This is a genomic window from Nostoc sp. CCY0012 (assembly GCF_963920855.1).
Lineage (GTDB): Bacteria > Cyanobacteriota > Cyanobacteriia > Cyanobacteriales > Nostocaceae > Cyanocohniella.
The window spans coordinates 64,471-90,916 of sequence record NZ_CAWUDM010000012.1; the positions used below are offsets into that span (position 1 = coordinate 64,471).

The window sequence follows — 26,446 nt, forward strand, 5'->3', positions numbered from 1 at the left end:
GGGTTAAGTACATGAAAAATTTCGCAAAAGAATTGATTCAACTAACTGGTGATTGTTGGTTTAGTTGTTTTTGTAGTTCTTCAAAGGAAAGATTTTCTACTTCTGCTAATAGTTTGGCGATTTCGTCAAGTTCTTCTGATTGTGGTTGTTTTTCGACAATCACATTCGCTAGTTCACTAACTGTAGGCGCATCAAAAAGCAGGGTACGTAGTGGTAATTCGACTCGAAAAGCTTCTCGGATGCGGGAAATAGTTTGGACGGCTAATAAAGAATGTCCACCTAATTCAAAGAAGTTATCGTGAATCCCTACTTTTTCAATTCCGATGAGTTCTTCCCAAATATTGGCAATAGTTTGTTCAATTTCTTTACGAGGAGCTATATAAGTATTTTCTTGCAGAGTGCGTGAATGTCTGCTGGCAGATACTTGACAAGAATTTACAGATTTTTGAGCAAGAGATAAAGATAAAACTAACTGATTAAGTTGCTCAATACCTGTTTGTAAATCTTGGGTAGAAACTATTACTTGAGGTAGAGAATTGGCTAAAATGCGGCTAAAGACATTAATTCCTTCTGCTGGCAGAATAGCATTTTTTAACGTTGCTTCGCGCCAGTTTTTAATTTCATCAGGAACAGTAGTATTAACTGCCATCCCCACTTGTTGCCAAGAATCCCAGTTAATTGCAACTGTAAATCTGTTATTTGTTGTTGTGTTCCAATGAGCAAAGGTATCTAAAAATGTATTGGCGGCACAATAATCTACCTGTCCAAATCCTCCTTGAATTGAACTTAAGGATGAACAAAGAACTAAAAAGTCTAAATTGATGTTTTTGAGAACATGATTGAGAGTTAGTGTTCCTTGAACTTTTGGCGCAAAAACATTTTCGGCAATTTCTGGTGTTTTGAGTTGAATCATTCCAGCACCAGGAACACCAGCAGTGTGAATGACACCGTGAATTATACCAAAACGGTCTAGAGATTGTGCGATCGCACTCTGCATTTGTTGCTCACTGGTTACATCAGCCGTCAGTAGTAGTACTTCAGAGCCTAATGCCTCTAGTTGCTTGATTTTTTCATTTGCAGATGGTAGAGAACGCCCTAATAGCACCAATTTAGCTTGAAAGGTTTTGGCTAAATACTCAGCTAAAGCTAAACCGATACCTCCCATACCGCCCGTGATTAAATATACCCCTTTTTGGCGCAACCGGGTTTTGTCTGCAATTGCTGGTTCTAATGCAACAGGCTCAAATGTTTGTACCCAACGGTAATCATTACGGTAGGCAATTATTGAGTCTGCTGATTCTGTAGTTAATTCTGTGAGTAATTGCTCTAGAAAATTTTCGCTTGCTAATGATGGTAGCAAGATATCAACCAGACGGCAATTTATATTCTGATATTCTTGAGGAATTACTTTACAAGCTCCCAAGATGGTTGTTTTTTCCGGGGATAATTCTTCATTACCTGTGATGTCATGCAGATGATTCGCAATCACAAAAAGTTGAATTGGATCACTTATTTGTTGGTTTCCGATGGCTTGTGCTAGGTAAACAAGACTGTAAAAACCTAAATTTTGAGTAGTTTCCCAAGATAAAGTTTGTGATTGGGTAAAACTCCACAAATGGGTGATTGTTTTGGGTGTTTTTCCCTGTTCTCGTAACTGTCGCAGCAAGTTATGATAATCATCTGCTTCAGCCGGGTTAATGGTGTAGGTATTGCTATTAAGTTGATTAAATTTTTCTCCTTTTTTAACAATGGTGACATCCTGTTTAAGTTGTTGTAATTGTTGCACAATTTGTGAACCTAAACCATATTCATCTACAAAAATTAGAGAATAGTCAGAGGTGATTTCCTTGGTTTTAACAAGAGGAACTCGTTTCCAAGAAGGAATATAAAACCAATCAGTAATGTTAGGCTTTTTACCCTGTTTACTTTCATCTTTACCGGATACTTGAGTTTGTACTTCTGGTTCAATCCAATAACGCTGCCGTTCAAATGGGTAAGTCGGTAAAGGTACACGATAATGTTGTTTATGATTATAAAAATTAGACCAAGTTATTTCAATTCCTGCTAACCATAACCTCCCTAAAACGTTGAGCAAAAAATTAACATCTGATTTTTCTTCCTGGGGATGTCGTAATGTAGGTAAAATCACCTGTCCGGCGGCTTCTTGGCTATGTTGTTTGACGAAAGTACATAAAGTCCTTCCCGGCCCTACTTCTAACAGAATGCATTCAGTTTCTTGCAACAAAACTGATAAACCAGAGGAAAATTGTACTGTTTGCCGCAAATGCTGCGCCCAATAATCTGGCGATGTTGCCTGTTGGGCTGTAATCCAAGTACCCGTTAAATTAGAAATAAAAGGAATTTGGGGAGGATGAAGTTTGACTTTTTTCACTTCCGCCATGAATGGTTCTAACATCGGTGCCATCATTGAGGAATGAAAAGCATGGGACGTATGTAAACGGCGATATTCTATACCTAATGCAGTTAACTTTTGTTGAAGAGCATCTATAGCATCATAGCTTCCAGAAACTACACATAAAGAAGGTGCATTACTAGCAGCTAAAGCTATATTTTCAGGCAATAAAGCTTTAATTGTTGTGGCTGATGCAGAAGCAGAAAGCATTGCACCAGTAGACATTTGCTGCATTAGTTTTCCCCGCACAGCAACTAAAGCTAAGGCATCTTCTAAAGACATGACACCAGCTACACAAGCCGCTACATATTCTCCTATACTGTGGCCAATCATTGCCTGTGGTGAGATACCCCAAGACATCCACAGTTGAGCTAAAGCATACTCAATTACAAACAATGCTGGTTGTGCGAGTGAAGTCTGTTTTAGTTGTTCTGATGCTGCTGGTTTTTCTGACTCTTGTGGATAAATAACTGCACGTAAATCTAGACCTAAATAGGGTTTGAGTAGCATACAACAACTATCCACCTGTTCCCGGAATATCGGCTCAGTTTGGTAAAGTTCTTTACCCATTTCTACATATTGAGCGCCCTGTCCGGGAAACATGAAGGTTATGGAGCGTTGAGTGGGTTCTTCAAAGTGAGTTAATAGTTGTTGATTGTCTGGATTTTCGAGGATATTTATGGCTTCTTGAGTATTTTGACAAATTACCATGCGGCGATAATTGAAAACTCCACGCCCTACTTGTAGTGTGTAAGCGACATCTGCCAAATTTAACTCAGGATGTTGTTTGAGATGTTGAGCCAGATTTTGAGTAGCTGTTTCTAAAGCTGAATCAGTCTTAGCGGAAAGTAGCAACAACTGATAATTTTTCCCCTGCGCCTCTGCGCTTTTGCTCCTCTGCTCTCTTAAAGATGGTGCTTCTTCTAAAATTACATGAGCATTAGTTCCGCCAATACCTAAAGAACTAATTCCTGCACGACGTGGGGTGGAAGTTGTATTCCACTCAGTCAATTTAGTATTGACGTAGAAAGGACTATTGGCAAAGTCAATTTCTGGATTAGGTTCTTCAAAATTTAAGCTGGGAGGAATTAGTTTATGTTGCAAAGCCAAAGCGGTTTTGATTAAACCTGTAACCCCAGCCGCCGCGTCTAAATGCCCAATATTGGTTTTGACAGAACCAATTGCACAAAAACCTGTTTTCTCAGTTTCAGCCCGAAAAACATTTGTTAATGCAGAGATTTCAATGGGATCGCCTAACGCTGTTCCTGTACCGTGAGTTTCGATATAGGTGATTGTCTCAGGTGCAACGTCAGCTAAGGCTATTGCTTCGGCGATCGCTTCTGCTTGTCCGTTGACACTGGGTGCTGTATAGCCCACTTTACCAGAACCATCGTTATTGATGGCACTACCTTTAATCACAGCATAGATATGATCCCTGTCGGCGATCGCATCCGATAACCTCTTTAATAGCACCACTCCTACGCCATTACCAATAATTGTCCCTTTTGCTTTGGCATCAAAGGCGCGACAATGACCGTCGGGTGATAAAATCCCTCCTTCTTGATGTAAATACCCTGTTTTTTGGGGTACGCGAATCGAAGCCCCACCAGCCACAGCCATATCACATTGATAATTGAGCAAGCTTTGACAAGCTAAAGTTGTGGCGACTAAGGAAGTAGAACAAGCCGTTTGTATTGTCAGACTCGGCCCAGTCAAATTTAATTTATAGGAAACGCGAGTAGATAGAAAATCCTTATCATTTCCAATTAGTTTTTGGAAACTATTTGCTGAACCAATTTGGTCAACATTTAACTTAAAGGGCAAATAATTATTAAAACTAGCACCTGCATAAACCCCAATCCGACTTTCGCATCTTTGAACGTCATAACCCGCATTTTCCAAAGCTTCCCAAGCACATTCTAAAAATAACCGATGTTGCGGATCAGTCATTTCTGCTTCTTTAGGATTTAAGCCAAAGAAACCAGCATCAAATAAATCAATATCTTCTAATACAGCACCAGCTTTTATATAGTTAGGATTATTGAATAATGATGACTCTACTCCGGCAGAAATTAACTGTTTTTCATTGAATTGAGAAATTGCCTCAACTCCATTACATAAATTTTGCCAAAATTCTGCAATATTTTTTGCGCCAGGAAACCGCCCAGATAAGCCGATAATGGCAATGCTTTCCATAACTCACCTTTTAAATTACTTAATATTATTCCGTTGTTTCATTAATACTAAATTGCGTTGATTGAGAGCTTCTCTTTGTTGATCTACTCTTTCGCGCATTTTCCCTAAAGTTGTGGGTGTTAATGATTTTTGGCTTAAATGTTCCGCCAGTGACTTAATAGTTGGATTCTGAAAAATTTCTACAACTGATAAATCTCGATGCAAAATTTCTCGTAATTTGTTGTTTACCTGGACAACCAATAAAGAATGTCCACCCAGGTCAAAGAAATTATCATAAATACCCACTTTTTCTAGGTTTAGTACCTGTTTCCAAACCTTAGCTATTGATTTTTCTACCTCAGATTGGGGAGATTGATAATTATTGGCTAATTCTGGACGTAATTTATCTGGTGCAGGTAAAGCACGACGATCTACTTTGCCATTGGGGGTCAGAGGTAATTCTTCTAACACTACAAAGGCAGAAGGTATCATATATTCAGGCAGTTTTTCTTTGAGCAAATGCCTGATTTCATTAATAAATAAATTGGTTTTTTGGTTAGTAGCTACATAAGCGATCAGGCGATTTTCATGAGCAATAACTACTGTTTCGCGTACATGAGAATGTTGTGCTATAACCGTCTCAATTTCTCCTAATTCAATCCGAAAACCCCGCAGTTTAACTTGATGATCAATTCTTCCCAAAAATTCAATGGCTCCATCAGCACGATAACGCACTAAATCTCCTGTTTTGTAAAGACGTTCCTCTGGTGCAAAGGGATTAGAAATAAACTTTTCGTTAGTTAATTCAGGTCTATTCCAATACCCCCGCGCCAAACCTAAACCACCTATATACAATTCACCCGGAATCCCAATTGGCACAGGTTGGAATTGTTGATCTAATATATATATCTGTGTGTTGGCAATGGGGCGACCTATAGGAACAATTTTTTCATTGTTGTTTGCTTGGCAGCACCACGCTGTCACATCAATAGCAGCTTCTGTTGGGCCGTAAAGATTGTGTAATTCTGAGTTCAACCGCTCAAAGAAGCGTTCTTGGAGTTCTAAGGGTAGTGCTTCACCACTACAAATTACTCGTTTGATACTATCACACTTCTCTAATCCTGGTTCCTCTAAAAACACTTGCAGCATTGAGGGTACAAAGTGCAATGTCGTAATTTGCTGTTGGGCGATGAGTTGGACTAAATAACTTGCATCTTGATGGCCACCTGGTTTAGCTATGACTAAAGTTGCACCAGTAAATAGAGGCCAGAAAAATTCCCAGACAGAGACATCAAAACTAAAGGGTGTTTTTTGTAAAACGCGATTGCTTGATGTTAATTGATAAGTATCTTGCATCCACAGTAAGCGGTTACATAAACCCTGATGAGTGTTAATTGCTCCTTTAGGTTTTCCTGTCGAACCAGAAGTATAAATTACATAAGCTGCGTTTTCTAGCTCTACACTACTCTCTGGGTTAGTTTGGCTGTAGTTGTTAGCGAATACTGCTGCATTGGCATCTATAGTTATTGTTTGGGCTGCGTGTGGTGGTAGTTCATCAACTAGATGCGGTTGTACTAGCAACAATGGTAGTTGAGCATCTTCTAACATGAACGCCAGACGCTCTTGAGGATAGCTAGGATCTAGCGGCAAATATGCGCCACCTGCTTTGAGGATAGCTAAGATTCCCACTACCATTTCCATAGAGCGTTCCATGCAGATCCCAACCAAAGTTTCTGGTTTCACACCGAGATTTTGTAGGTGGTGAGCTAGTTGATTGGCTCGTATGTTTAATTCACCATAGGTAAGTTCTTGGTTAGCGAAGATTAAGGCGATCGCATCCGGTGTTTTTTCTACCTGCGCCTCAAATAAGTGATGTATACAAGCTTCTTGGGGATAATCAATCTGAGTGTTGTTCCAATCTACCAATAGCATCTGACGTTCAGCAGGTGTCAATATTGGTAACTCAGAAATACCCTGATAGGGATCACCAACTATACTCTCTAGCATGGTTTGGAAATGCCCTACCATCCTGGTTATAGTCTCTACATTAAATAAATCGGTGTTATATTCTAGTGTTCCTGTCAATCCCTCTTTTGTATCCATCATTGAGAGCAGGACATCAAACTTGGCTGTTCCTGTTGCTATTTCCTCAGTTTTCCAAATACTATTTGATGCAGGATTCTGAAGCACAAACATCACCTGGAACAAAGGGTTATAGCTTAAGTCTCGATTTGGCTGTAATGCTTCTACTAGCTTCTCAAAAGGTAAATCTTGGTGAGTATAAGCCTCAATTGCTACCTTTCGCACTCGTCCCAACAATTCGGTAAAGGTGGGATTTCCCTCTAGATTGGTACGTAACACTAAAGTATTGACAAAACAACCGATTAACTGTTCTAGTTCAGCACGATTACGATTAGCTATTGGTGAACCAACTAGAATGTCTTTTTGACCTGTGTAGCGGTATAACAAAGTCTGAAACACTGCTAACAAGGTCATAAATAAAGTAGTTTCTTCCTGCTGGCTTAACTGTTTGATAGCCTCAGTTAAAGCTTTGGATAAGACAAACTTCTGCTGCGCTCCTCTAAAAGTCTGGATTGGCGGTCTAGGACGGTCGGTTGGTAGTTGTAGTATGGGGAGATTGCCGCCTAATTGTTGCCGCCAATAAGCTAAATGCTTTTCTATAACTTCATCTGGCAATGAGTTACGTTGCCAATGCACAAAATCGCTGTACTGTACAGGAAGTTGAGGTAATGGTGCAGGCTTGCCATCAGCAAAAGCTTGATAAATTGTCGTTAATTCTTGAATTAAAACTTTGATTGACCAACCATCACCAACCAAGTGATGTAGAGTCAAAATTAATATTGACTGTTCTGCTTGTAAGTGCAGCAGTTTTGCTCGTAATAACGGTGCTTGTCCTAAATCAAAAGATGATTGAACCTCTTGTAAGGATAATTTTTGGACTTCCGTCGGCTGCTGTTCATCAGCCAAATGGCGCAAATCCACTTCTGGCAAGGTTAATGTGACTGTATCTGCAACTTTTTGGATGAGTCCACCATTAACTACCTCAAAACTGGTGCGTAAGATGTCGTGTCTTTGAATAATTTCGTTGAGGCTACGAATCAATGTAGACACATCCAGCCTTCCTGTGAGATGAATAGCTACAGGAATGTGATATGTAGCCATCCCAGGTTGGAGTTGATTGATAAACCACAACTGCTGTTGTGTAAAGGTCAATGGATGTTGGTTAGTGTCTGTCTCTACTTTAGATATAGGTAGGTATGTACTAGTCAGATTGTTATTAACTTGGTCTAGTATTTGGGTGGTTAACTCAGCAATACCAGCACCATCAAAGAAGTCTGCTACAGATATAGATACACCAAAATCAATCTCGATTCGGTTCTTTAACTCGAAAACTTTGAGGGAGTCTAGACCTAAACTACTCAAAGGTTGTTTTCGGTCTACCTGAGAAGGTTTGACTCTGATTACCTGTGCTACTAGCTCTTGTAAATAGGTATTTAATAATTGCTGTCGTTGTTCTACTGCTACTGCTAGTAATGCTGGGCGTGTCAGACAATTTTTGGCTGTGGTTGTCTGGGTAATTTCCAAAATACTGCTACCAACAACCTCTAATGTCCCTGCTAAAAATCCTGCTTTGGTAGCCCGACGTTGAATTTTACCACTGGAAGTCTTGGGAATCGTACCACCTTTGAGCAAAACTACGGCATAAACTTGTATTTCATGTTCTTGAGCGATCGCTTGCCGAATAGCAGCCGTCACTTCATCTATATTCGGTTTGGCACGAAATTCTAATTCTTGTACAACTACTAGTCGTTCTTCTTTTTCCACCTCTACAGCAAAGGCGGCTACACTTCCTGAACGTAATGTTTTATGGCTAGATTCTGCGGTTAGTTCAATATCTTGTGGGTAAAGATTGCGTCCCCTGATGATGATTAAATCTTTGGCTCTACCTGTAATGAAAAGTTCGCCATTGTGCAGAAAGCCTAAGTCTCCAGTCCGCAAAAATGGCCCTTCGCCTGTGTCTTGCAGGTAAGCACCAAAGGTTTGGGCTGTTTCTTGTGGACGGTTCCAGTAACCATGACCAATACTAGGGCCAGATACCCAGATTTCTCCCACTTCGTTGGTGTCACAACGGTTTAAGGTGTCTGGGTTGGCAATTACAATCTGTTGTTGCGGTACAACTTGACCACAACCTACTAATGCTATTGGATTCTCATTGTTGGCAACTGCATTTATTGCATGGTTGCGCTCTAAAGCGGTCTTTTGCAGAGATATACTTCTTGGCAGCGCAGACTTGATGCTACCAGATACCATCAAAGTGGCCTCTGCCATGCCATAACAAGGATAAAAAGCTTCTGGACGAAACCCACACTCAGCAAAGGTGGCGGCAAACTTCTCTAGAGTTTCTTGACGAATGGGTTCAGCACCGTTAAAAGCAACACTCCAACTGCTTAAATCTAAGGTTGAGCGTTGTTCGGGGGTAATTTTTTCAATACAAAGTTCGTAGGCGAAGTTGGGAGCGCCACTAGTAGTCCCGCCGTAACGAGAAATGGCCTCTAACCAACGGTAAGGACGCTGGAGGAAAGCCGCTGGCGGCATCATAATACAAGGGAAGCCGCCATATAGAGGTTGCAGTACACCGCCAATCAGACCCATGTCATGATAAACAGGTAGCCAGGTGACAAACTTACTACTGGCAGAATGTTCCATATATTGGCGAGTCACAAGGGCATTATGTAGCAGGTTGCCATGACTGAGCATGACACCTTTAGGTGTGCCGGTAGAGCCAGATGTGTACTGCAAAAAGGCTAAAGTTTCTGTATTGATCACAGGCTCTTGCCAGTCTGCTTCTATGTCAGGGGTGAGATTATCGGTGGCTAGCCAGTGAATATTATCTATATCAAATTTATCGGCAAACAGAGATTGCATCTGGGACAAAATAGTAGTTGTCGTCAGAATGACCGCTGCTTGAGCATCTTCTAAAATCGCTAAAATTCTGGGGGTATTACGGTGATTGCGGGGTGGATAAGCGGGAACAGCCACTACGTTGGCATACAGGCACCCAAAAAAGGCTGGTAAGTAATCGATTCCTGGTGGATAAAGCAGCAGGGCCCGTTCACCACTTAATCCTAAGCTTTGCAGTTGCGAGGCGATCGCTCGACTACATCTATCTAACTCTTGATAGGTCAGGCGATCGCTTGGGGTTTCCCCATCCCCTAAGAATGTATAACTCAGTTGTTCGGACTGGAGGCTACTTCTATAACGCAAAAGTTCAACAACAGTAGAAAATTCGCAAATGCCTTTCCCGGCATTACTGTTCTGAGCATTCTTATTTTCAGGCATTAACGTCTATACCTATTTCTGGAGTGTAACTGTCATCCGTTATGTATCCGAGGCTGTACTAGCGATTTGTAGACTTCTTTGCCAAATCAAATTCACGCAAAGTCTTGGTTTCGCCCGATTTCAGCTATTTCCTCAGGTCATGTAGTTAAAAATTTCTTCTTACAACTTATTCTCAATATATTCATATCACATTAATGCTAGTTATTCCTATTTATTTTTATACTTAGCAAAACTTCATCCTAGAGTCTTGGTTTCTCACTCAGGTTTGTTGACAAAAGTACTTCTTGTGGTAGATGTTATTGTAAAAACACGCTTAAACAGGCAGCATACGAGTTATATCAGCCCTGAAATGATTACAGTAAGAATTTTAGGGTTGAGTTTCAGTGAGATTTATTCAAGGCATATTTGTATATAAACATACTTTTAATGTCAGAGAAGACTAAAAGTATCTACATTTATTGACAATATTCGGCAAAAACTATGTATCTTATAGAACTAATTTTTGATAAACTAATACTCTGGCTTAATCAATCTACTAATAATAGATTGCAATAAGTATCTAGGTAAAAATCGCCAACAGTTTATTTTCATTCTCTTGGTTAGGTGTGAGGAAATTCATGAAACCACAAATGTTATTAAAAAGCCTGTTACTAACAGGCTCAGTTGCCTTGGTGTTAGCAACTCCTGCTTGGAGTGAAGAGGTGAAAGTTTCTCAAAAGCAACCAGAACGAACATCAACTGATACAAAAAATAGTTCTATAGAGACGTCAAATCAGTTACATGAGCCTTTAAACAAGATATTGCGGCTAAGTCAAGTTGAGTCTCCACACACAAGTTCTGCAAGACTAGTTCAAGCACCAGAAGTTGTGCAAGTGACCGGAGTCCAACTAAATTCAGTCGATCAACAACTGGAGATAATTTTACAAACGACTCAAGGAGAAAAATTACAACCTTTAAATAAGAGTGAGGGTAATAATTTTACTGTAGATATTCCCAATGCTCAATTGCGTCTATCTAGTGGTGATGCATTTAATCAAGAAAGACCATTCGCGGGAATTACAGCAATTACTGTAACCAACCTGGATACCAATACAATTCGGGTGACAGTCATTGGTGAAACTGGTGCGCCAACAGTCGAGTTGTTTGATGGTGATGAAGGCTTAATTTTTGGGGTGACACCAACTACATCCACTACTAGCCAGATTGCGCCAGCAGAACAACCAACCAGTGAGACTCCCCAAACCCAACCAACACCACCAACCAGCGAAACCCCTTCCGAACAACCCACAGCCGAGACACCTGAAAATGAAGAACCAATTGAATTGGTGGTGACGGGTGAACAAGATACATATCGTGTACCACAAGCATCAGGGGCTACTAGAACCGATACCCCAATTCGTGATATTCCCCAATCGATTCAGGTAATCCCTAGACAAGTTTTAAAAGACCAACAAGTTATTCGCCTGACAGACGCAATTCGTAACGTAAGCGGTATTGTAGAGGGCGTTGGTTTTGCAGGGTCAGTTGACAATTTTAATATTCGGGGTTTTGAATCTGGTTCTGGTTCAACTTTTCGTGATGGTTTAAAAGAAACACCTGACTCATTGCGAGAACTCGCCAATCTTGAGCAGATAGAAGTCCTCAAAGGCCCAGCTTCTGTGTTATATGGAAATGCTGAACCAGGAGGAATCATTAATTTAGTCACGAAAAAACCTCTGAATATTCCTTATTATTCTGGTGAATTTTCTGTAGGTAACTTTAGTTACTATCGTTCTGCTATTGATTTGTCAGGCCCTCTCAACCCAGATAAAACATTGCTGTATCGATTGAATGCTGCTTATACAAATTCTGGAAGTTTCCGAGATTTTGTCAATAGTGAGCGATTCTTTTTCGGACCAGTATTTGATTTGAAACTAAGTGAGCAAACTAACCTTTTGTTTGATGTCAGCTATCTTAATGACAAGCGCACATTTGACACTGGGATAGTTGCTATTGGCAGAGGTATTGCTAATATTCCTACTAGTAGATTCTTGGGTGAACCAGGAGATGAACGTAGAGTAGAGGAGACGAATACAGGCTATCGCCTAGAGCATCGTTTTAGCGACAAATTAACGCTCCGCAATGCGTTTCGCTACACTTCACAAGATGCCTTTGATTACCGCGCCCAGGTTTTTGAGGTAGACGAAGAAACGGGTGAACTACCACGCAACTTCCGTTCCAACGATGATTACCGTGAAACATACTCTCTACTAACAGATATTGTTAGTAAGTTTAATACAGGTTCAATTGAACATACACTCTTATTTGGACTTGATCTTGTTAGACAAAAGTTTGATGGTTCCCAAAGAAGGCTACCGGCAGGGTTGACTCCATCGATAAACATCTTTAACCCAGTTTACAATGCTATTCCCCGTCCTGCTGTTTCCGAATTCACAAATGTAGTTCGAGATGGGAAGTTTACAGTAGAGACATTAGGCGTTTATTTGCAAGACCAAATAGCATTTTCAGACAATTTTAAGTTACTGTTAGGAGGTCGTTTTGACATTGTTGATCAAGATCAGTTTGATCGACTCACAGATACTCGTACCCTTCAGTATGATGAAGCATTCACACCCAGAATTGGTGTTGTATATCAGCCAATTCAACCGATTTCGCTATATGCAAGTTATAGTCGTTCCTTTGCACCAAATTTTGCTCAACGTGTTGACGGGACATTTTTGCCGCCTGAACGTGGTAATCAATATGAAGTGGGTGTCAAAGCTGATTTTAATGAGAGGCTGTCAGCTACTTTAGCGGCTTATGAAATTACTAAAACAAATGTTGCTACACCCGATCCCAATGATCCTGATGGTTTTAGTATTCCTGTTGGAGAACAAAGAAGTCGAGGAATTGAACTAGATATATCTGGCGAAATTTTGCCTGGATGGAATATCGTTGCTGCTTACGGTTATACGGATGCCAAAGTCACTCAAAGTAATGATTTGAGGGTTGGTTCTAGAATACCAAGAGTACCCGAACACAAAGCCAGTCTTTGGACGACTTATCAATTTCGCCAAGGTAATTTGCAAGGTTTAGGTTTTGGTTTGGGGTTATACTACCTCTCCGATAGAGTAGGTGGTGATATTCCTAGCAACGATTTTGACGATACTTTCGTATTACCTAGTTATTTGCGAACTGATGCGGCAATTTATTACAGACGAAATAATTGGAGAGCTGCTATTAATATTGAAAACCTGTTTGGTGTCAGGTATTTCGATACATTTGAATTTGGCAGAAATACAGTTATTCCCGGTGCGCCATTCAAAGTTATTGGGACAATTTCGTTTGAATTGTAGTTAATACTATAGGAGCCACTACGTTTGTCGTTAAACTTATAGACACGTAGAGGCTTCCTCTTACCGTCATTGCCATAAATTTTAACGCTAATAGAAATACAGTTATTTCCAGCACACTATTGACAATTATACGATGAGTTGTATTTAAGCTTTGACCACAATAGAAAGAGGAAAAAGATTAAAGTGTATCGTTATTTAAAATCATTTTTGCTAGGAATTGTGACTATGGCTTTGCTTTTAGCTTGCCATCATAATATTTCGCCAAATGCAATTGATAACACCTTATCTACATCTTCTCTACCAGTAGCCACAAGAGTAGTCAAACACGCTTTGGGTGAAACAATAATTCCTGTGAAACCACAGCGAATCATTGTATTAAATGATATTGGGCTTTTAGATCCCGTGCTATCTCTGGGTGTCAAACCAATTGGTACAGTAAGTTATTTTCCACAGTACGACTTTTTATTCCGAGGTGTAACTAATGATGAAGCGGCTGGTATAGAGATAATTGGTACTGGAAATCAGCCTAATATAGAAAGAGTTATCAAGCTCAAACCCGATTTAATTTTGATGCGTGAATACCAGAAAAGTTTTTATAACCAGTTATCGGCGATCGCGCCTACCGTTGTCGTAGATTTGCCAGGACTGAATTACTCTTTCAAAGAAAATCTGCGTTTTATTGCTCAAGTGCTAGGTGAAAGTGAAAAGGCAGAGGAAGTTATTTCTGAATATTATGAACGAGTTAGAAAGTTGCAAAATTTGATGGGTGATCGTCTACAAAAAATAGAGGTATCAGTTATTAATCTTTTTTCCGAAAGTGTCATCGCTACATATTCAGAAAATGAAACTTATAATCAAGTTTTTCAAGACCTTGGTATTAGACTTATACCTAAACTAGCCAACCAACAACAACAGACTTTAGTATCAAGTATCGAAGTATTAAACAAGTATGACGCTGATATTTTGTTTGTCATGAATCTAAGTGGAAATCAGGATGCGGCACTATCGTTTTTGCAAAGTCCGCTTTTGTCTACACTTAATGCTGCTCAAACAAATCGGGTGTATGAAGTGCAACAAAATAGATGGTGGACATACGGATTTTTGGGAATAAATAAGCTACTTGATGACCTATTTAAATATCTGACTTATTAACTATTTGAGGGAACAAAACAACCCTGTCGCTCCCCCAGATAATTTCACGACGATCTCACTTGATCGCGTTGCTCCCGTTGTGGGATTTCCTTTGGGAATGTACCGGAATTTGTAATGTCCTTTCTCCCTTACGTCCTATGGGAACACACATTGGGGTTCCCACAACTGGATCAGGAACAACACGACACTGTAACCCAAAAACCTCTTTTACCATCTCCTCAGTCATTACCTGATTCGGTTCCCCAGCCGTAAAAATTCGACCTTCTTTGACAGCAACTAGATAATCTGCATAACGACAAGCCTGATTTAAGTCATGCAACACCATGACAATAGTCCTTCCCTGAGTATGGTTTAACTCATCTAACAAATCCAAAACCTCTATTTGATGGGCTAAATCTAAAAAAGTAGTTGGCTCATCCAATAGTAAAATATCTGTATCCTGAGCGAGTGCCATTGCAATCCAAGCTCGTTGGCGTTGTCCACCAGACAAAGTATCTAATGCTCTATCTGCCAACTCTAATAGATATGTAATTTCTAGTGATTGTTGGACAATTTGTTCGTCTTTTGCTGACCACTGCTGCAACCAATTTTGATAAGGATAACGTCCTTGTGCCACTAAATCTCTGACTGTTAATCCTTCTGGTGCAACTGGACTTTGGGGTAAAATTCCTAACTGCTGTGCAACTTCTTTGGTAGAAAGATTGAAAATTGAAGTGCCATCAAGATATACTTTACCGCTACAAGGTTTCAGCAATCTTGCTAAACCTCGTAATAACGTTGATTTACCACAACCGTTGGCACCAACTAAAGCACTAATTTTTCCGGAAGGAATTGCTAAATTCAAGTCACGGATAATTGGCGCACCATCGTAAGCTAAAGACAGACTCTTGGTTGATAATCCTTGCATAATTAATATTTCCCAGGTTTATTTTTTACGGTTACGAATTAACAAATACAAAAAATAAGGAGCGCCGATAGCAGCTGTTACCACCCCACAAGGAATTTCAATAGGTGCAAACAAGGTTCTTCCTAGCAAATCTGCCGCCACTACAATCACTCCCCCTAACAATGCAGAAGTAGGAATCAAGCCTTCATGATTTGTCCCTACCAACTGTCTGCCTAAATGGGGTGCAATTAAACCCACAAAACCAATCATTCCCGCAGTGGCGACCCCTGCACCAGCTAAGGCTACACCCACTAGCACGAGTAAACCACGTTGCCATTCCACACGAGTACCTAAGCCTTTGGCAACATCATCTCCTAAATTTAAAATGTTCAAATGTCTTGCCAATGTCAACGCCATCGGGACGAAAACAATTAACCAAGGTAAGAAAGAAAAGACTTGCTCCCAGGTGCGTCCATAAACACTACCAGCCAACCATACAAGGGCATCACTGACGCTGTAGATTTCGCCAAAGGTAATCATCAAGCTGGTGAAAGCACTGGCGATCGCAGACAACCCCACACCCATTAAAATTAACAGAATGGGGGAACTACCATTGTTCCAGGCTAAGGAGTAAATGAGCATCGCCATCAATAGAGCGCCTGCAAAGGCTGATAGCGGCAAAGTGTAAATTGGTGCTGAAGGAAATAAAATAATTACTGTCACTGCTGCCAGACTCGCACCGGCATTGATGCCAATAATACCGGGATCAGCCAACGGGTTGCGTGTCAGTCCTTGAAAAATAGTGCCAGAAATTGCTAGTGCCACTCCCACCATAAAAGCGACAAGGGTACGAGGTAGACGCAGGTTGTGAATCACGAAAGCATGGTCTGGGTTGCCTGTATCTAGATTTAATATAGTTTTGATAATATCTAAGGGCGAAATTGGATATTCACCCCTACCCACATTGATCACCATCGCTACCCCAATAACTACTACCAGACATAGCAGCATCAATGGTACGCGTCGGTCTATCCGAAAAGATATCGTCTCAGAACGGATGACGAGCCAATCAACCTTCATTTTTTCACCTTTGATTTAGCCAAGTAGACAAAAAAGGGCGCACCAACCAGTGCTGTCATGACTCCCACAGGTAATTCCTGGGGTTTAAGTAATATCCGGGCGGCAATATCTGCAATTAAAAGTAAAGTTGCCCCTAATACGGCAGAATAAGGCAAAATCCACCGATAATCAGCTTTGATGAAAAATCTCACCATGTGGGGAACAACTAAGCCAATAAAGCCAATGGGCCCAGCAAGAGATACTGAACTCCCCGCCAGTAAAACAACGCTGATGGCTGTCATGATTTTCACCCAAGCTGTCTGTTGACCTAAACCTTTAGCCACATCTTCACCAAGACTCATAGTAGTAATTTGTCTCCCCAGGGCAAAGGCCACTACTAAGCCAATAACAACGAAAGGTAATGCTTGCAAGAGAATATTAAAATCTCGTCCTGCCAGAGAACCAGCTAACCAAAATCTAATTTCTTCTAAGGTGCGTTGACTGACAATCAGAATAGCCGTGGTGAGGGAAGAAATCAAAGCCGTGAGCGCCGCACCTGCAACTGTCAGATTCAGTGGTGTCGGGCCTCCTCGCCCCAGAGAACCCAGGAAGTAGACTAACATTGCTGTTACGCCTGCACCCAAAAAGGCCACAACGGTCAAAACCCCCAAGGAGGAGCTGCCAAACACAAAAATTGTGGCAACCACAGCCAATGCAGCCCCCGACTCAATGCCTAAAATACCGGGATCTGCCAAAGGGTTGCGCGTCAAACCTTGCATTAAGGCTCCAGATACTGCTAAGGCTGCACCTACCAAAAGAGCAACTAGCGATCGCGGTAATCTCACGGTCTGAATCACTAGGTGATCATAGGAACCGTCAAAGGTGACAAAGGATGCCAAAATCTGCCTTAAAGGTATTTCTGCTGCACCTAGAGTCACACTGTACACCAAGCTGATGAGCAGGATAATTAGTCCCAGAACAAGACCAACTAAAGGTGATATTTGTGGCTGTTTCAGTTTTCTTGGTAAAGTTGTGGTTGCTTTTGCCATATTTAGCCTTGATGAGTCTATATCTAATCAAAACCGAAGTTTTGGGATTTTCAGGAACCTCCTAGCTTGTAGTTAAAATACTTGGCGCTCCTCCAAGTGAGTGGTTATTTCTTTTTGGGTTCGCCATACCGGACGTAACTTCTGGCGCGCAAAAAATTCCAGTTGATCGCCAACATGGGGTGAATGAGGTTGAGTGGCATTACCATAGCTAGTGAGAGCCATTGCTTTGACTGGTTGGGAAAACTCAACAGCTGCAACATAAGAATCACCAGCAACTGGTCGAAAGCGCCTATTACCTGCTGGAGCGAAATTCACTACACGGAAGATGCCGTTATAACCATCACCGCCGTTGGCAGGTAAGTCGAAATTGCCATACTGTAACCGAAAGACATCACCCCAAGGGACATCTAGTTTTCCATAAGCTTTTTCTACTTTTTTCGCCGCCTCTGTCAGTACTTTTACGGCATTTTTAGGGTCAGCCAAGCCTTTAGGTGTTGTGTGTGGCGATTTTTCGTTCCAAGGAGTGCTAAACAAGGTATCAAAATCTATATCTTCCAACCAGAAATTAAACAGTACAGCCCCTTGGCTATTAGCATCGGCTTTGCGATCCCATGCTGCTAAGATATCGGCGGCGTGGAGTGTTAATTCATCCTTTTGCTGTCGGGCGGCTGCAATTAAATCATCTAGAATCCGCTCCGCCAGTTCCATCTTTGTAGAATGCTTATAGGCAATCATTTCTGCAAAAGAAATGCTTTTATCTTCAGCTAACATCAAAGCGGAACTTTGGGCCCGGAAGTACATTGGCCCTCGTGGAGCCATATAAGGTGGGTAGTCGTCTGCTTTGATAGCTGGGGGAAAAGTAGTAGTCCAAGGTGGATCATTGGCATTTTGTAACCAACCGCTTGGAGGATCAATGACTTTGGGTAAATCTTGGTAAGGGTGATTTTTAGTCCACAAGGTTTTGGATGTATCGCCGGGAATTATACCTTGCCAGTATGCAAAGTCTCCTGCTTGACGCACGGGAACCAGACCGTTGAATAAATGCATAATATGCCCCTCACGGTCGGCATACATGACGGTAAACATCGGTAGTTGTAAGCGTTGCAGTGCCTTTTGGAATTGGGTGAAATTTTTAGATCTGGCCATATCCCACCACTGTTCTAAAACACCCGGACTGTCTTGTCCCACAACTCGCAGGGCCACGGTTTTACCATTTTTCTGCGTAATAACTGGCCCGTGAATAGAACTTTTGACTGAGAATAGTTGCTCCTGCAACGAGCCATTTTTTTGCTTTACCTTTAATGGAAAGTTTGCTGTTTGAAAGGGGCGAACTTTGCCATCAAAGAGATAACCGTTGTTTTTTAATTTCAGTTCGTAGGCATCCCAGCCATCGTGAGTATTGACAGTATGAGTCCAACCTAAATTATCGTTGAAGGCGATCGCTAACACTGGAATGCCCACCAATGTTGCCCCATAAGCATCAATACCTGGGGCGGTAATTTGTGCTTCGTACCACAAAAATAAATCTCCCCAAGGCAAATGAGGATTGGCTAGCAGCATCGCTTTACCACTAGCAGATCGTTTTGGAGCGATCGCCCAACCATTAGAGGCTCCTGGAGACTGGGACTGGCTGAGATCTGCAACACTCTCCGGATTGACTATAAAAGTAAAAAGCAGTACCCGTTGCAGGTGACTTAATACATCCTCTGGCGTCACAGGTAAAACTACTTCTACTTCATCATCAATTAAATCGGGATGCTCTTGGGCATAAGTATTAATTCCCTTGGCAAAGGCATCTATGTAACTACGAAAAGCAGAACTTTGGGCTTGATACCAAGCACTCGCACTTTTAGGTACGCCCATTGTCAATACCCATTTGTCTGAATCTAGATATTCCTCTCCCCAATATTCCGCAGCCCGTCCCCGTGCTTGTCCGTAAAGGCGTAGCAGCAAGTTACCGTGACTTTGCATTTGCGCCCAACCAAAGGCTTGAAAAGCACCTTGGGTATTTTTACCGTAAATATGAGGTATGCCGTAGGTATCCCAGAGAATTTCTGTATTTTTGGGTGCAGAGCTGATACTTTGGCTACTCACTACCACCGTAAATATGATGGTGAGTAGAAAAGGTAAAAATCTTTTTAATTGTTTCTGCCAGCTTAAAGGACTATCAAGCTGAGTTTTAGCCGTAAAAAGCATTTTATTTATAGTTACAGATTAAAGGCTACTCGCCCGTATATGCCCAGGGGGTACTTTCTTGCAAATTATGCAGGCAGCAACAGTACAAGATGCAAAGGCTTGGAAATTAAATGAAAGTTATTACTAATAAACACTAAAATAAAACAGAACCTGTGTCAAGATTATACGAGTATGAATTGCCAGCTTTTGTTATTATGGGTAAATAGGTTTGTTATCTATTCTAGAATACAGCTGGTTTTAGCTATAATCTACAATCAATGTCATAAATATTTATTGCTCTAAATTTGCTTCAGATGATTTTATTTTAAAGAATAAAAGCAAAATACTATCAATAAATCTGAGTAAAGCTGCCAAACTAGTAACTTGGGCTGGGAGTAGGGAGTAGAAATATTATGTTTGAACGCAACTTAGGCATCATGTAAAAATAAGTTGTACAAATTTAATCTGGAGTAGGCTGTGAGCCTTACTTTCCAATTAAAAGTGTTCAAGTTATTTTTGCGCGACTCCTTAGTATGACCTTTATGCAGATATGAGCGTTCACCCTGAAAATGATTATTTATCGAGAAGAGACAGTTGGGAAATTCCTGCTCAGGAAAGCTAGGTTAATTGCAGACTTGTCATCTCAATTCCGGCTAATTATTGTTCCATGAGCAATGTGACGATCGCGTTGATTAACTCATTGGGTTCCACAGGTTTTGCTACATGACGTTGAAAGCCAGCAGCGAGAGCTTGTTTTTCATTAAAGTCGCCAGCGTAAGCAGTCAGTGCGATCGCCGGTATTTGCCCGCCCTGTTCTGGTGGCAAAGCTCTCACTTGCCGTATTAGCATATAGCCATCCATATCTGGCATTCCAATGTCACTGATGAGGATATCCGGTGGGGATTGTGTTAATGCTGCCAAGGCTGCACTGGCTGAAGTTACTGAAATGACACTGGCCTCAGCCTGCTCTAACAAAAACACAATCAACTCTCGTGTATCGGTATCATCATCCACCACCAACACTTGAACGCCTTGCAAATTGACAGATGACTGGGAAAATTGCTCCTTTTGATTTGCTGCTGAACTTATGGGCTGGAGTGGTAACCTGACGGTAAAAGTGACTCCTAGCCCTTCACCGGGGCTATCTGCCTCAACGGTGCCACCATGTAATTCCACAAGATGATGTACGATGGCCAATCCTAATCCCAATCCGCCAAACTTACGTGTTGTAGTACTATCGGCTTGACGAAAGTAGTCAAAGATGTATGGCAAAAAATCTGAAGCAATGCCCTTGCCGTTGTCGCCGATGGTGATTTGAGCATGATAATCTATCTGCTCTAGTCGCACCTCAACCTTACCGCCTGCGGGAGTGAATTTAACGGCATTGGCAAGCAGATTCCACATTACCTGTTGCAAGCGAGTAGAGTCTCCTAAGACAAGTTTCACCTGAGATGCCAAACTTGTTTCTATGGTGATGGATTTAGCTTCTGCTGCCAGTCGCACGGTTTCCAGGGCAGCTTGAATAGTCGATGCTAAATTTACTGGACTGACATTCAAACTGAGTTTTCCTTGCAAAATCCGGGAAATATCAAGCAAGTCTTCAATCAGTTCCGATTGTAGCTTGGCATTGCGCTCGATAGTTGCCAAGGCTTGTGCCGTCTTCGCTTGATCTAGCTTGCCGTTCTGAAGTAGCCTTGACCAGCCTAAAATTGGATTGAGAGGCGATCGCAACTCATGGGACAGCACTGCGAGAAATTCATCTTTGACTCGGTTGGCCGTTTCGGCGGCATTTCTGGCTGTTCGCTCTGCTTCGTAGAGGCGGGTACGGATAATCGCCTGGGCGCATTGTTGGGTCAGGGATAAGATAAACACTTGTTGCTCCCTATCCAACTGTTGCGGCTCCATAAAACCAAAGGATATGCCTCCGATGGCTCGACCTTCAACCATCAGGGGAATGGAAATCCAGACTTCAAAGTTGTACTGCTGATACTGTTCCCTGAGATGCGGATAGCGCATTGCTCGTTTTTGTGATGATTCTGCCCAAATCGGCTGTCCGGTGCGTACGGCTTCTGCTAAAGGCACAGGCGCATCGAGTGAAAAACGCTGACTACCGTTGAGTTGCTCTAGTTTACAGCCCACATTGCGGACGACTTCGAGTTCAGTGCCACGGTCATTCACTAAAGCCACAAGGGCATAATTAGCGCCTAGAGCCGCAATTCCTTGATCTACAATTACATCTGCTACCTGGATGGGAGTCAGCGATTCCGAAAAAGCAGCCGTTACAGACTGAAGCCGGGTAATGCGCTCGGCCGATTCTTCTGCGGCTTGTTGCGACTGCTGTGCCTCCAGGTAGAGGCGAGCATTATCAATGGCGATCGCTGCTTGATGGGCGATGTCTTCTGCTAAGGATACATCTGCTGGACTATAACGGCGATGAGATTCAGCCGTGACAAAGGTAATTGCCCCTAAAATCTGTCCACGGGCAATCAATGGTGAGATCACACCAGATTTTAAGCCCAGTTCGCGTAATATTTGTAAATGTTCAGAATCTTGAGCCACCATTTCCAATACAGCATCGGGAATTTCTGACACTATTTCGGTTTTCCCAGTTCGCAGTACCTTGGGTAATCCCTCTGTTTCGTCGATGTGTCTGGGATATCGACGATGAATTTCCCAGCCCAATGCCACTTTCGTGGGATCACAGTGAGCCACTGCAACCCGATGAATGGATTGATTGTCTTCCAGCAGGTCGATGGTACACCAGTCCGCAAAGAATGGCACCACCAGATTGGCCACACTTTTGAGAGTACATTCATCATCCAATGAGGATGCTAGTACTGTACTGACTTCTGCGAGAAATGCTGATAGTTGCTGGTCGGCTTCTGCTTTGATGCGTGCAGTTTGCTCGTGAACCTGCTGCCGGATCAATTCGGCGCGTTCGGCTTCTGCCTGTTTACGTTCGGTGATGTCATGCATGACAACGACTGCCCCCTGTTTTTTGCCCTGGCTATCAACGATGGACTGTCCACTGGCAAGCAGCGTCTTTGCCTTTCCCTGTGTGGGTGAAATCACCATTTCCACATTCTCAACTATTTCGCCCTGTAATGCTCGAAATAGCGGGATCTCGTGTTTGGGCATCAGCGTTGTGCCATCGGGTAAATACAAGTCATAGTATTCTGCCCATTCATCGGGTGGTAGTGGTTGCTCCGGCAAACCATGAAATTTTCGGGCGGCTCGATTAAATAAAGTTAAAATTCCCTCAGCATTACACGCTACGATTCCTGCCTGCACATTATCAAGCAGCACTTTGAGTAATTCCTGTTCTGTTTCCAAATCAGCTTCGGCTTGCTGGCGCTCCGCAATCTCCAAGTGGAGTAATTCGTTTGCTTGGGATAATTCAGCCGTTCGTTGGGCAACTAAACGCTCCAACTCCTGCTGGGCTTGTTGCCGTGCTGTTTCTGTTTGTTGTCGCTCCAGTTCGGTGGCAATCCGCAGAGCAAAGATGGTTAATAGGGATTCGGCAAGCTGTACATTTGTCAATGCCTTGCTATCCATCACGCCCAGTAGTCCAATAGGTACGCCTGTTGTGTCAAAAAAGGGAAGCGCTACATAGCTTTCCACCTTGAGAGGTTTCAGCAAAGGCGCGTTGGGAAACAAAGTTTGGACTCGATGGGGATAGCAGCACAATTTTTTTGTCTGAAGTACTTCCCGGCAAGGGGTGTCATGCAGAAGGTATTCAAAGTTATCGATGATTTGCCCATGTCCACAGGCAGCGATCGTCCGAATTGCTTCCTGCTGATCTGCGTCCACCAAACCAATGTAGCTATAATCAACCCCCAAAACTTGACTCAAATGTTCTACCAAAGCCAAGAAAAATGCTTCACCCGTGACAGCAGAAACACCTTGAGTCACTTCTAGCAACGCTGCATCGATTTGAGCAATTTTACTGGCTACCAGTCGTAGTTCTAGTTCATCCATCACCATTGCGGCAAAATCCGCCAGGGCAGCTTTTTGTTCATTAGTTAAGCCATCATGCGGTTGTGTATCTAACAAACAAAGAGCGCCTAAGTTGAAGCCATCTGGAGTCAGCAATGGTGCGCCGGCATAGAACCGCAAACCCGGTTCATTTTGTCCAAATGGATTACAGGCGAGCCGATTGTCTTGCCTGGTGTCGGGAATGACTAAAACCTCGTTAGATAACAGCGTCAAGCTGCAAATAGTTGCATCTCGCTGCACCTCACGTAGATCAATGCCATAGGAAGATTTAAACCAGCCTCTCGATTCGTCAACCAGGGAAACCAGCGCCATCGGCATATTAAATAAACGCGCTGCCAAAGAGGTGATGCGATCAAAGGCAACTTCCGCTGGGGTGTCGAGAATATTGTATCGCCGCAGTGCCTCTAAGCGTTCTCCTTCATTTGCAGGTAAAGGGGTGGTGGTTGCAATGGGTTTAGGGGAAGTTTCAGTCATGGACTTTGAGTCAATGGGCGAGTAGAAGGCTGGAAAGTCAAAAGAGGCAGGGGGGCAGGGGGCAGGGAGCAAGGGGGAAAGCTGAGACGGAGCTTGTTACTTCGCCCCAGCAAGAGCGCCCCAGAAGCGGCGCACTGAGCAGTTCGACCCTTCGGCAAGCTCAGGGCATCGCAGGTGGCACAGTGAGCTTGCCGGAGTGGGCGGGGCTTTATACTTATGTTCCGCTCTGTTCCACGGCTTCTCTGCGAGACGCTGCGCGAACGGGCAGGGCTTGCTCTCCCTGCTTCCCCTGCTCCTCTGCTTCTTGGTAATGGGAATGATCTTATTATTACCTGCGGCTAGAGTGCCTGACCAAGATCCCACTGGATTCGATAAACCGCACTCCCATTCACGCTAATTTAAAGAAAAGGATAACCGCACAAAACTAAGACGTGGTAAAACAGGACGAACTTCGCAACAAATTAAAGCAAACGAGAATCCGCTTGGGTATGAGTCAGCAAGATTTGGCTAATTTGGCTAGCGTGACTCGTCAAACTATTAGTGGTGTGGAATCAGGGCAATATGCACCATCCACCACCATCGCCCTGCGGTTGGCAAAGGCCCTGGGTTGTCAGGTGGAAGATTTATTTTGGTTAGAGCAAGATTTACCAGAAATAGAAGCCGTACCCGCTTACAATGTGCCATTAGGTCAGCGTTTACGGTTAATTTTGGCTCAAGTTGGCAAACAATGGATTGCTCATCCCTTGATTGGTCAAGATGCTTTCCGTACAGAGATGGTACCAGCTGATGGTGAAGGCGATCGCCTGCCTGGGACAAAGACAATTCGTGTCCAACTCTTAGATGATCCCGGAAATTTGCATCAGACGGTGATTTTAGCTGGTTGTGCGCCGGCTTTATCTTTGTGGGCGCGGGCTGCGGAACGTTGGCATCCTAATTTGAGGGTACATTGGACCTTAGATAATAGTATGACGGCATTGCACCGCCTACGTCGGGGAGAAGTTCACTTTGCAGGGATGCATATGTACGATCCCCACACTGGAGAATTTAATACTCCTTTTGTGCGTTCTGTTCTTCAGGGCGCGGCGGCTGTACTAATTAATCTTGGGGTTTGGGAGGAAGGAATATTAACTCAGCCAAATAATCCTCTAGGTTTGAAAACTATTGCAGACTTAGCACAACCTGGTGTGACCATTGCCAACCGCGAAGAAGGTTCAGGTAGTCGCCAAGTCTTAGAGCGATCGCTTAACAATGCCAATATTCCTTTTACAGCCGTCAAGGGATTTGACCACATTGTCCACGGACATCTAGAAGTAGCCCAAGCAGTGGCTAGTGGAAAAGTTACATCTGGTATCAGCACTGCATCTGTAGCCGCCGCCTTTGGGTTAGGATTTATCCCTTTACAAGAATCACGCTATGATTTGGCGGTTCTCAAGTCATACTTAGACGAAGCTCCAGTACAACAATTATTAGGCACTTTAGGACATCGCCGGGTACTCTCACAGTTAGAAGCCATAGGCGGTTATAATACTAGCCAAACTGGGGAAGTTGTAGCTACAATTGAGGACTGATTTTTAATTTTTAATTTCTGCTAATAATTCGCTTACTTGTTCTAAAGAGTTAAATACGCGATAAGCCAAATTTGTAATTTCCCAAGATGGCTGTTCTATATCGGGAATCATAATAGGACACATACCTGCTTGAAAGGCAGCTTTTACACCTACACATGAGTCTTCAAAAACTACACACTCCATAGGTGGAATATTCATCCGGCGGCTGACTTCTAAAAAAATATCTGGTGCAGGTTTGCCCTCAGCAACATCTTCACTGGTAACAATGGTAGTGAAGTATTGGTGAATATCAGCATTTGTCAACCGGCGGATGGCTCTCACACGGTCTGTTCCGGTTGCCAATCCAATAGTGACATTCAGGCTACTGAGTTGCTTCAGCAAATCTAAGACACCAGGCTTTAATGGTAGACCTTCTTGGATTTCTCGTGCATCGCCTATTTCAATGCGTTTTGCGGTCACAGAATTAAAAGGTAAGCTATCCCCATATTTCTTTTTGAGTAATTTTTCCCGCCATGACAAATCCCGACCGACAATTTTTAGGTATAAATCATCATTCATGATATAACCATAATTACTGAGAGCCTGTTTCCAAGCCCACCGAGCAATGCTTTCCGTATCAAAAAGCAAACCATCCATGTCGAAAATTGCGGCTTGAAAACTTGGTAACACATTAATTCCTTTAATTTGGTAGGGAGTGGGGAATGGGGAGTAGGGAGTGGGGAATGAGGAGTTGGGAGTTGGGAGTTGGGAGTAACGAAGAAATTTCCCCCCTGCTCCCTGCCCCCTGCCCCCCTGCCTCTTTC

At 42.6% G+C, this 26,446-nt stretch carries 11 protein-coding genes; 3 read left to right on the plus strand and 8 right to left on the minus strand.

All coding sequences use genetic code 11. From position 1 onward, the window contains the following. Nucleotides 1-37: 37 nt before the first annotated feature. Both ACM0OS_RS05125 and ACM0OS_RS05130 read right to left on the minus strand, forming a co-directional pair. On the minus strand, nt 38-4,609 hold the full coding sequence (locus ACM0OS_RS05125; protein WP_414542086.1) for an SDR family NAD(P)-dependent oxidoreductase: 4,572 nt from the start codon (nt 4,607-4,609) through the stop codon (nt 38-40). Between the two features lie 15 nt (nt 4,610-4,624). Further along, nucleotides 4,625-9,949 (minus strand): amino acid adenylation domain-containing protein, encoded by a 5,325-nt coding sequence (locus tag ACM0OS_RS05130; RefSeq protein ID WP_414542087.1) that lies wholly within the window; start codon nt 9,947-9,949, stop codon nt 4,625-4,627. A gap of 617 nt (nt 9,950-10,566) precedes the next feature. Between ACM0OS_RS05130 and ACM0OS_RS05135 the strand changes: the two genes are divergently transcribed. Beyond that, nucleotides 10,567-13,284: a TonB-dependent siderophore receptor gene (locus ACM0OS_RS05135; protein ID WP_414542088.1), complete on the plus strand. Its 2,718-nt coding sequence runs from the start codon at nt 10,567-10,569 to the stop codon at nt 13,282-13,284. A 225-nt stretch (nt 13,285-13,509) separates the two neighbouring features. Continuing rightward, nucleotides 13,510-14,436 carry an iron-siderophore ABC transporter substrate-binding protein gene (locus tag ACM0OS_RS05140; RefSeq protein ID WP_414542089.1) on the plus strand — a complete coding sequence of 309 codons (927 nt, stop codon included), beginning with the start codon at nt 13,510-13,512 and terminating at the stop codon, nt 14,434-14,436. Nucleotides 14,437-14,491: 55 nt separating this feature from the next. Here the strand turns inward: ACM0OS_RS05140 and ACM0OS_RS05145 are convergent, their stop codons facing one another. From ACM0OS_RS05145 to ACM0OS_RS05165, 5 genes are all read right to left on the minus strand, one after another. After that, entirely contained in the window at nt 14,492-15,343 is an 852-nt protein-coding gene (locus ACM0OS_RS05145; RefSeq protein ID WP_414542090.1) for an ABC transporter ATP-binding protein, read from the minus strand. 18 nt (nt 15,344-15,361) lie between these two features. Next, entirely contained in the window at nt 15,362-16,402 is a 1,041-nt protein-coding gene (locus ACM0OS_RS05150; RefSeq protein WP_414542091.1) for a FecCD family ABC transporter permease, read from the minus strand. Continuing rightward, complete coding sequence (locus tag ACM0OS_RS05155) at nt 16,399-17,430, minus strand: FecCD family ABC transporter permease (RefSeq protein WP_414542092.1); 1,032 nt, start codon at nt 17,428-17,430, stop codon at nt 16,399-16,401. The genes ACM0OS_RS05150 and ACM0OS_RS05155 overlap by 4 nt, the downstream gene beginning before the upstream one ends. 72 nt (nt 17,431-17,502) lie before the next feature. Next, nucleotides 17,503-19,626, minus strand: a complete 2,124-nt coding sequence (locus tag ACM0OS_RS05160; protein WP_414542093.1) for an acylase — start codon at nt 19,624-19,626, stop codon at nt 17,503-17,505. 636 nt (nt 19,627-20,262) lie between these two features. Next, the gene (locus tag ACM0OS_RS05165; RefSeq protein ID WP_414542094.1) at nt 20,263-24,075 is read right to left on the minus strand and encodes a GAF domain-containing protein; all 3,813 of its coding nucleotides are present in this window, start codon (nt 24,073-24,075) and stop codon (nt 20,263-20,265) included. Nucleotides 24,076-24,506: 431 nt separating this feature from the next. Between ACM0OS_RS05165 and ACM0OS_RS05170 the strand changes: the two genes are divergently transcribed. Beyond that, nucleotides 24,507-25,643 carry a substrate-binding domain-containing protein gene (locus ACM0OS_RS05170; protein ID WP_414542095.1) on the plus strand — a complete coding sequence of 379 codons (1,137 nt, stop codon included), beginning with the start codon at nt 24,507-24,509 and terminating at the stop codon, nt 25,641-25,643. Between the two features lie 3 nt (nt 25,644-25,646). On the opposite strand, the gene ACM0OS_RS05175 is transcribed toward ACM0OS_RS05170, so the two are convergent. Beyond that, nucleotides 25,647-26,446: HAD family hydrolase (locus tag ACM0OS_RS05175; RefSeq protein ID WP_414542096.1), on the minus strand; the 800-nt coding region annotated here is incomplete at its 5' end.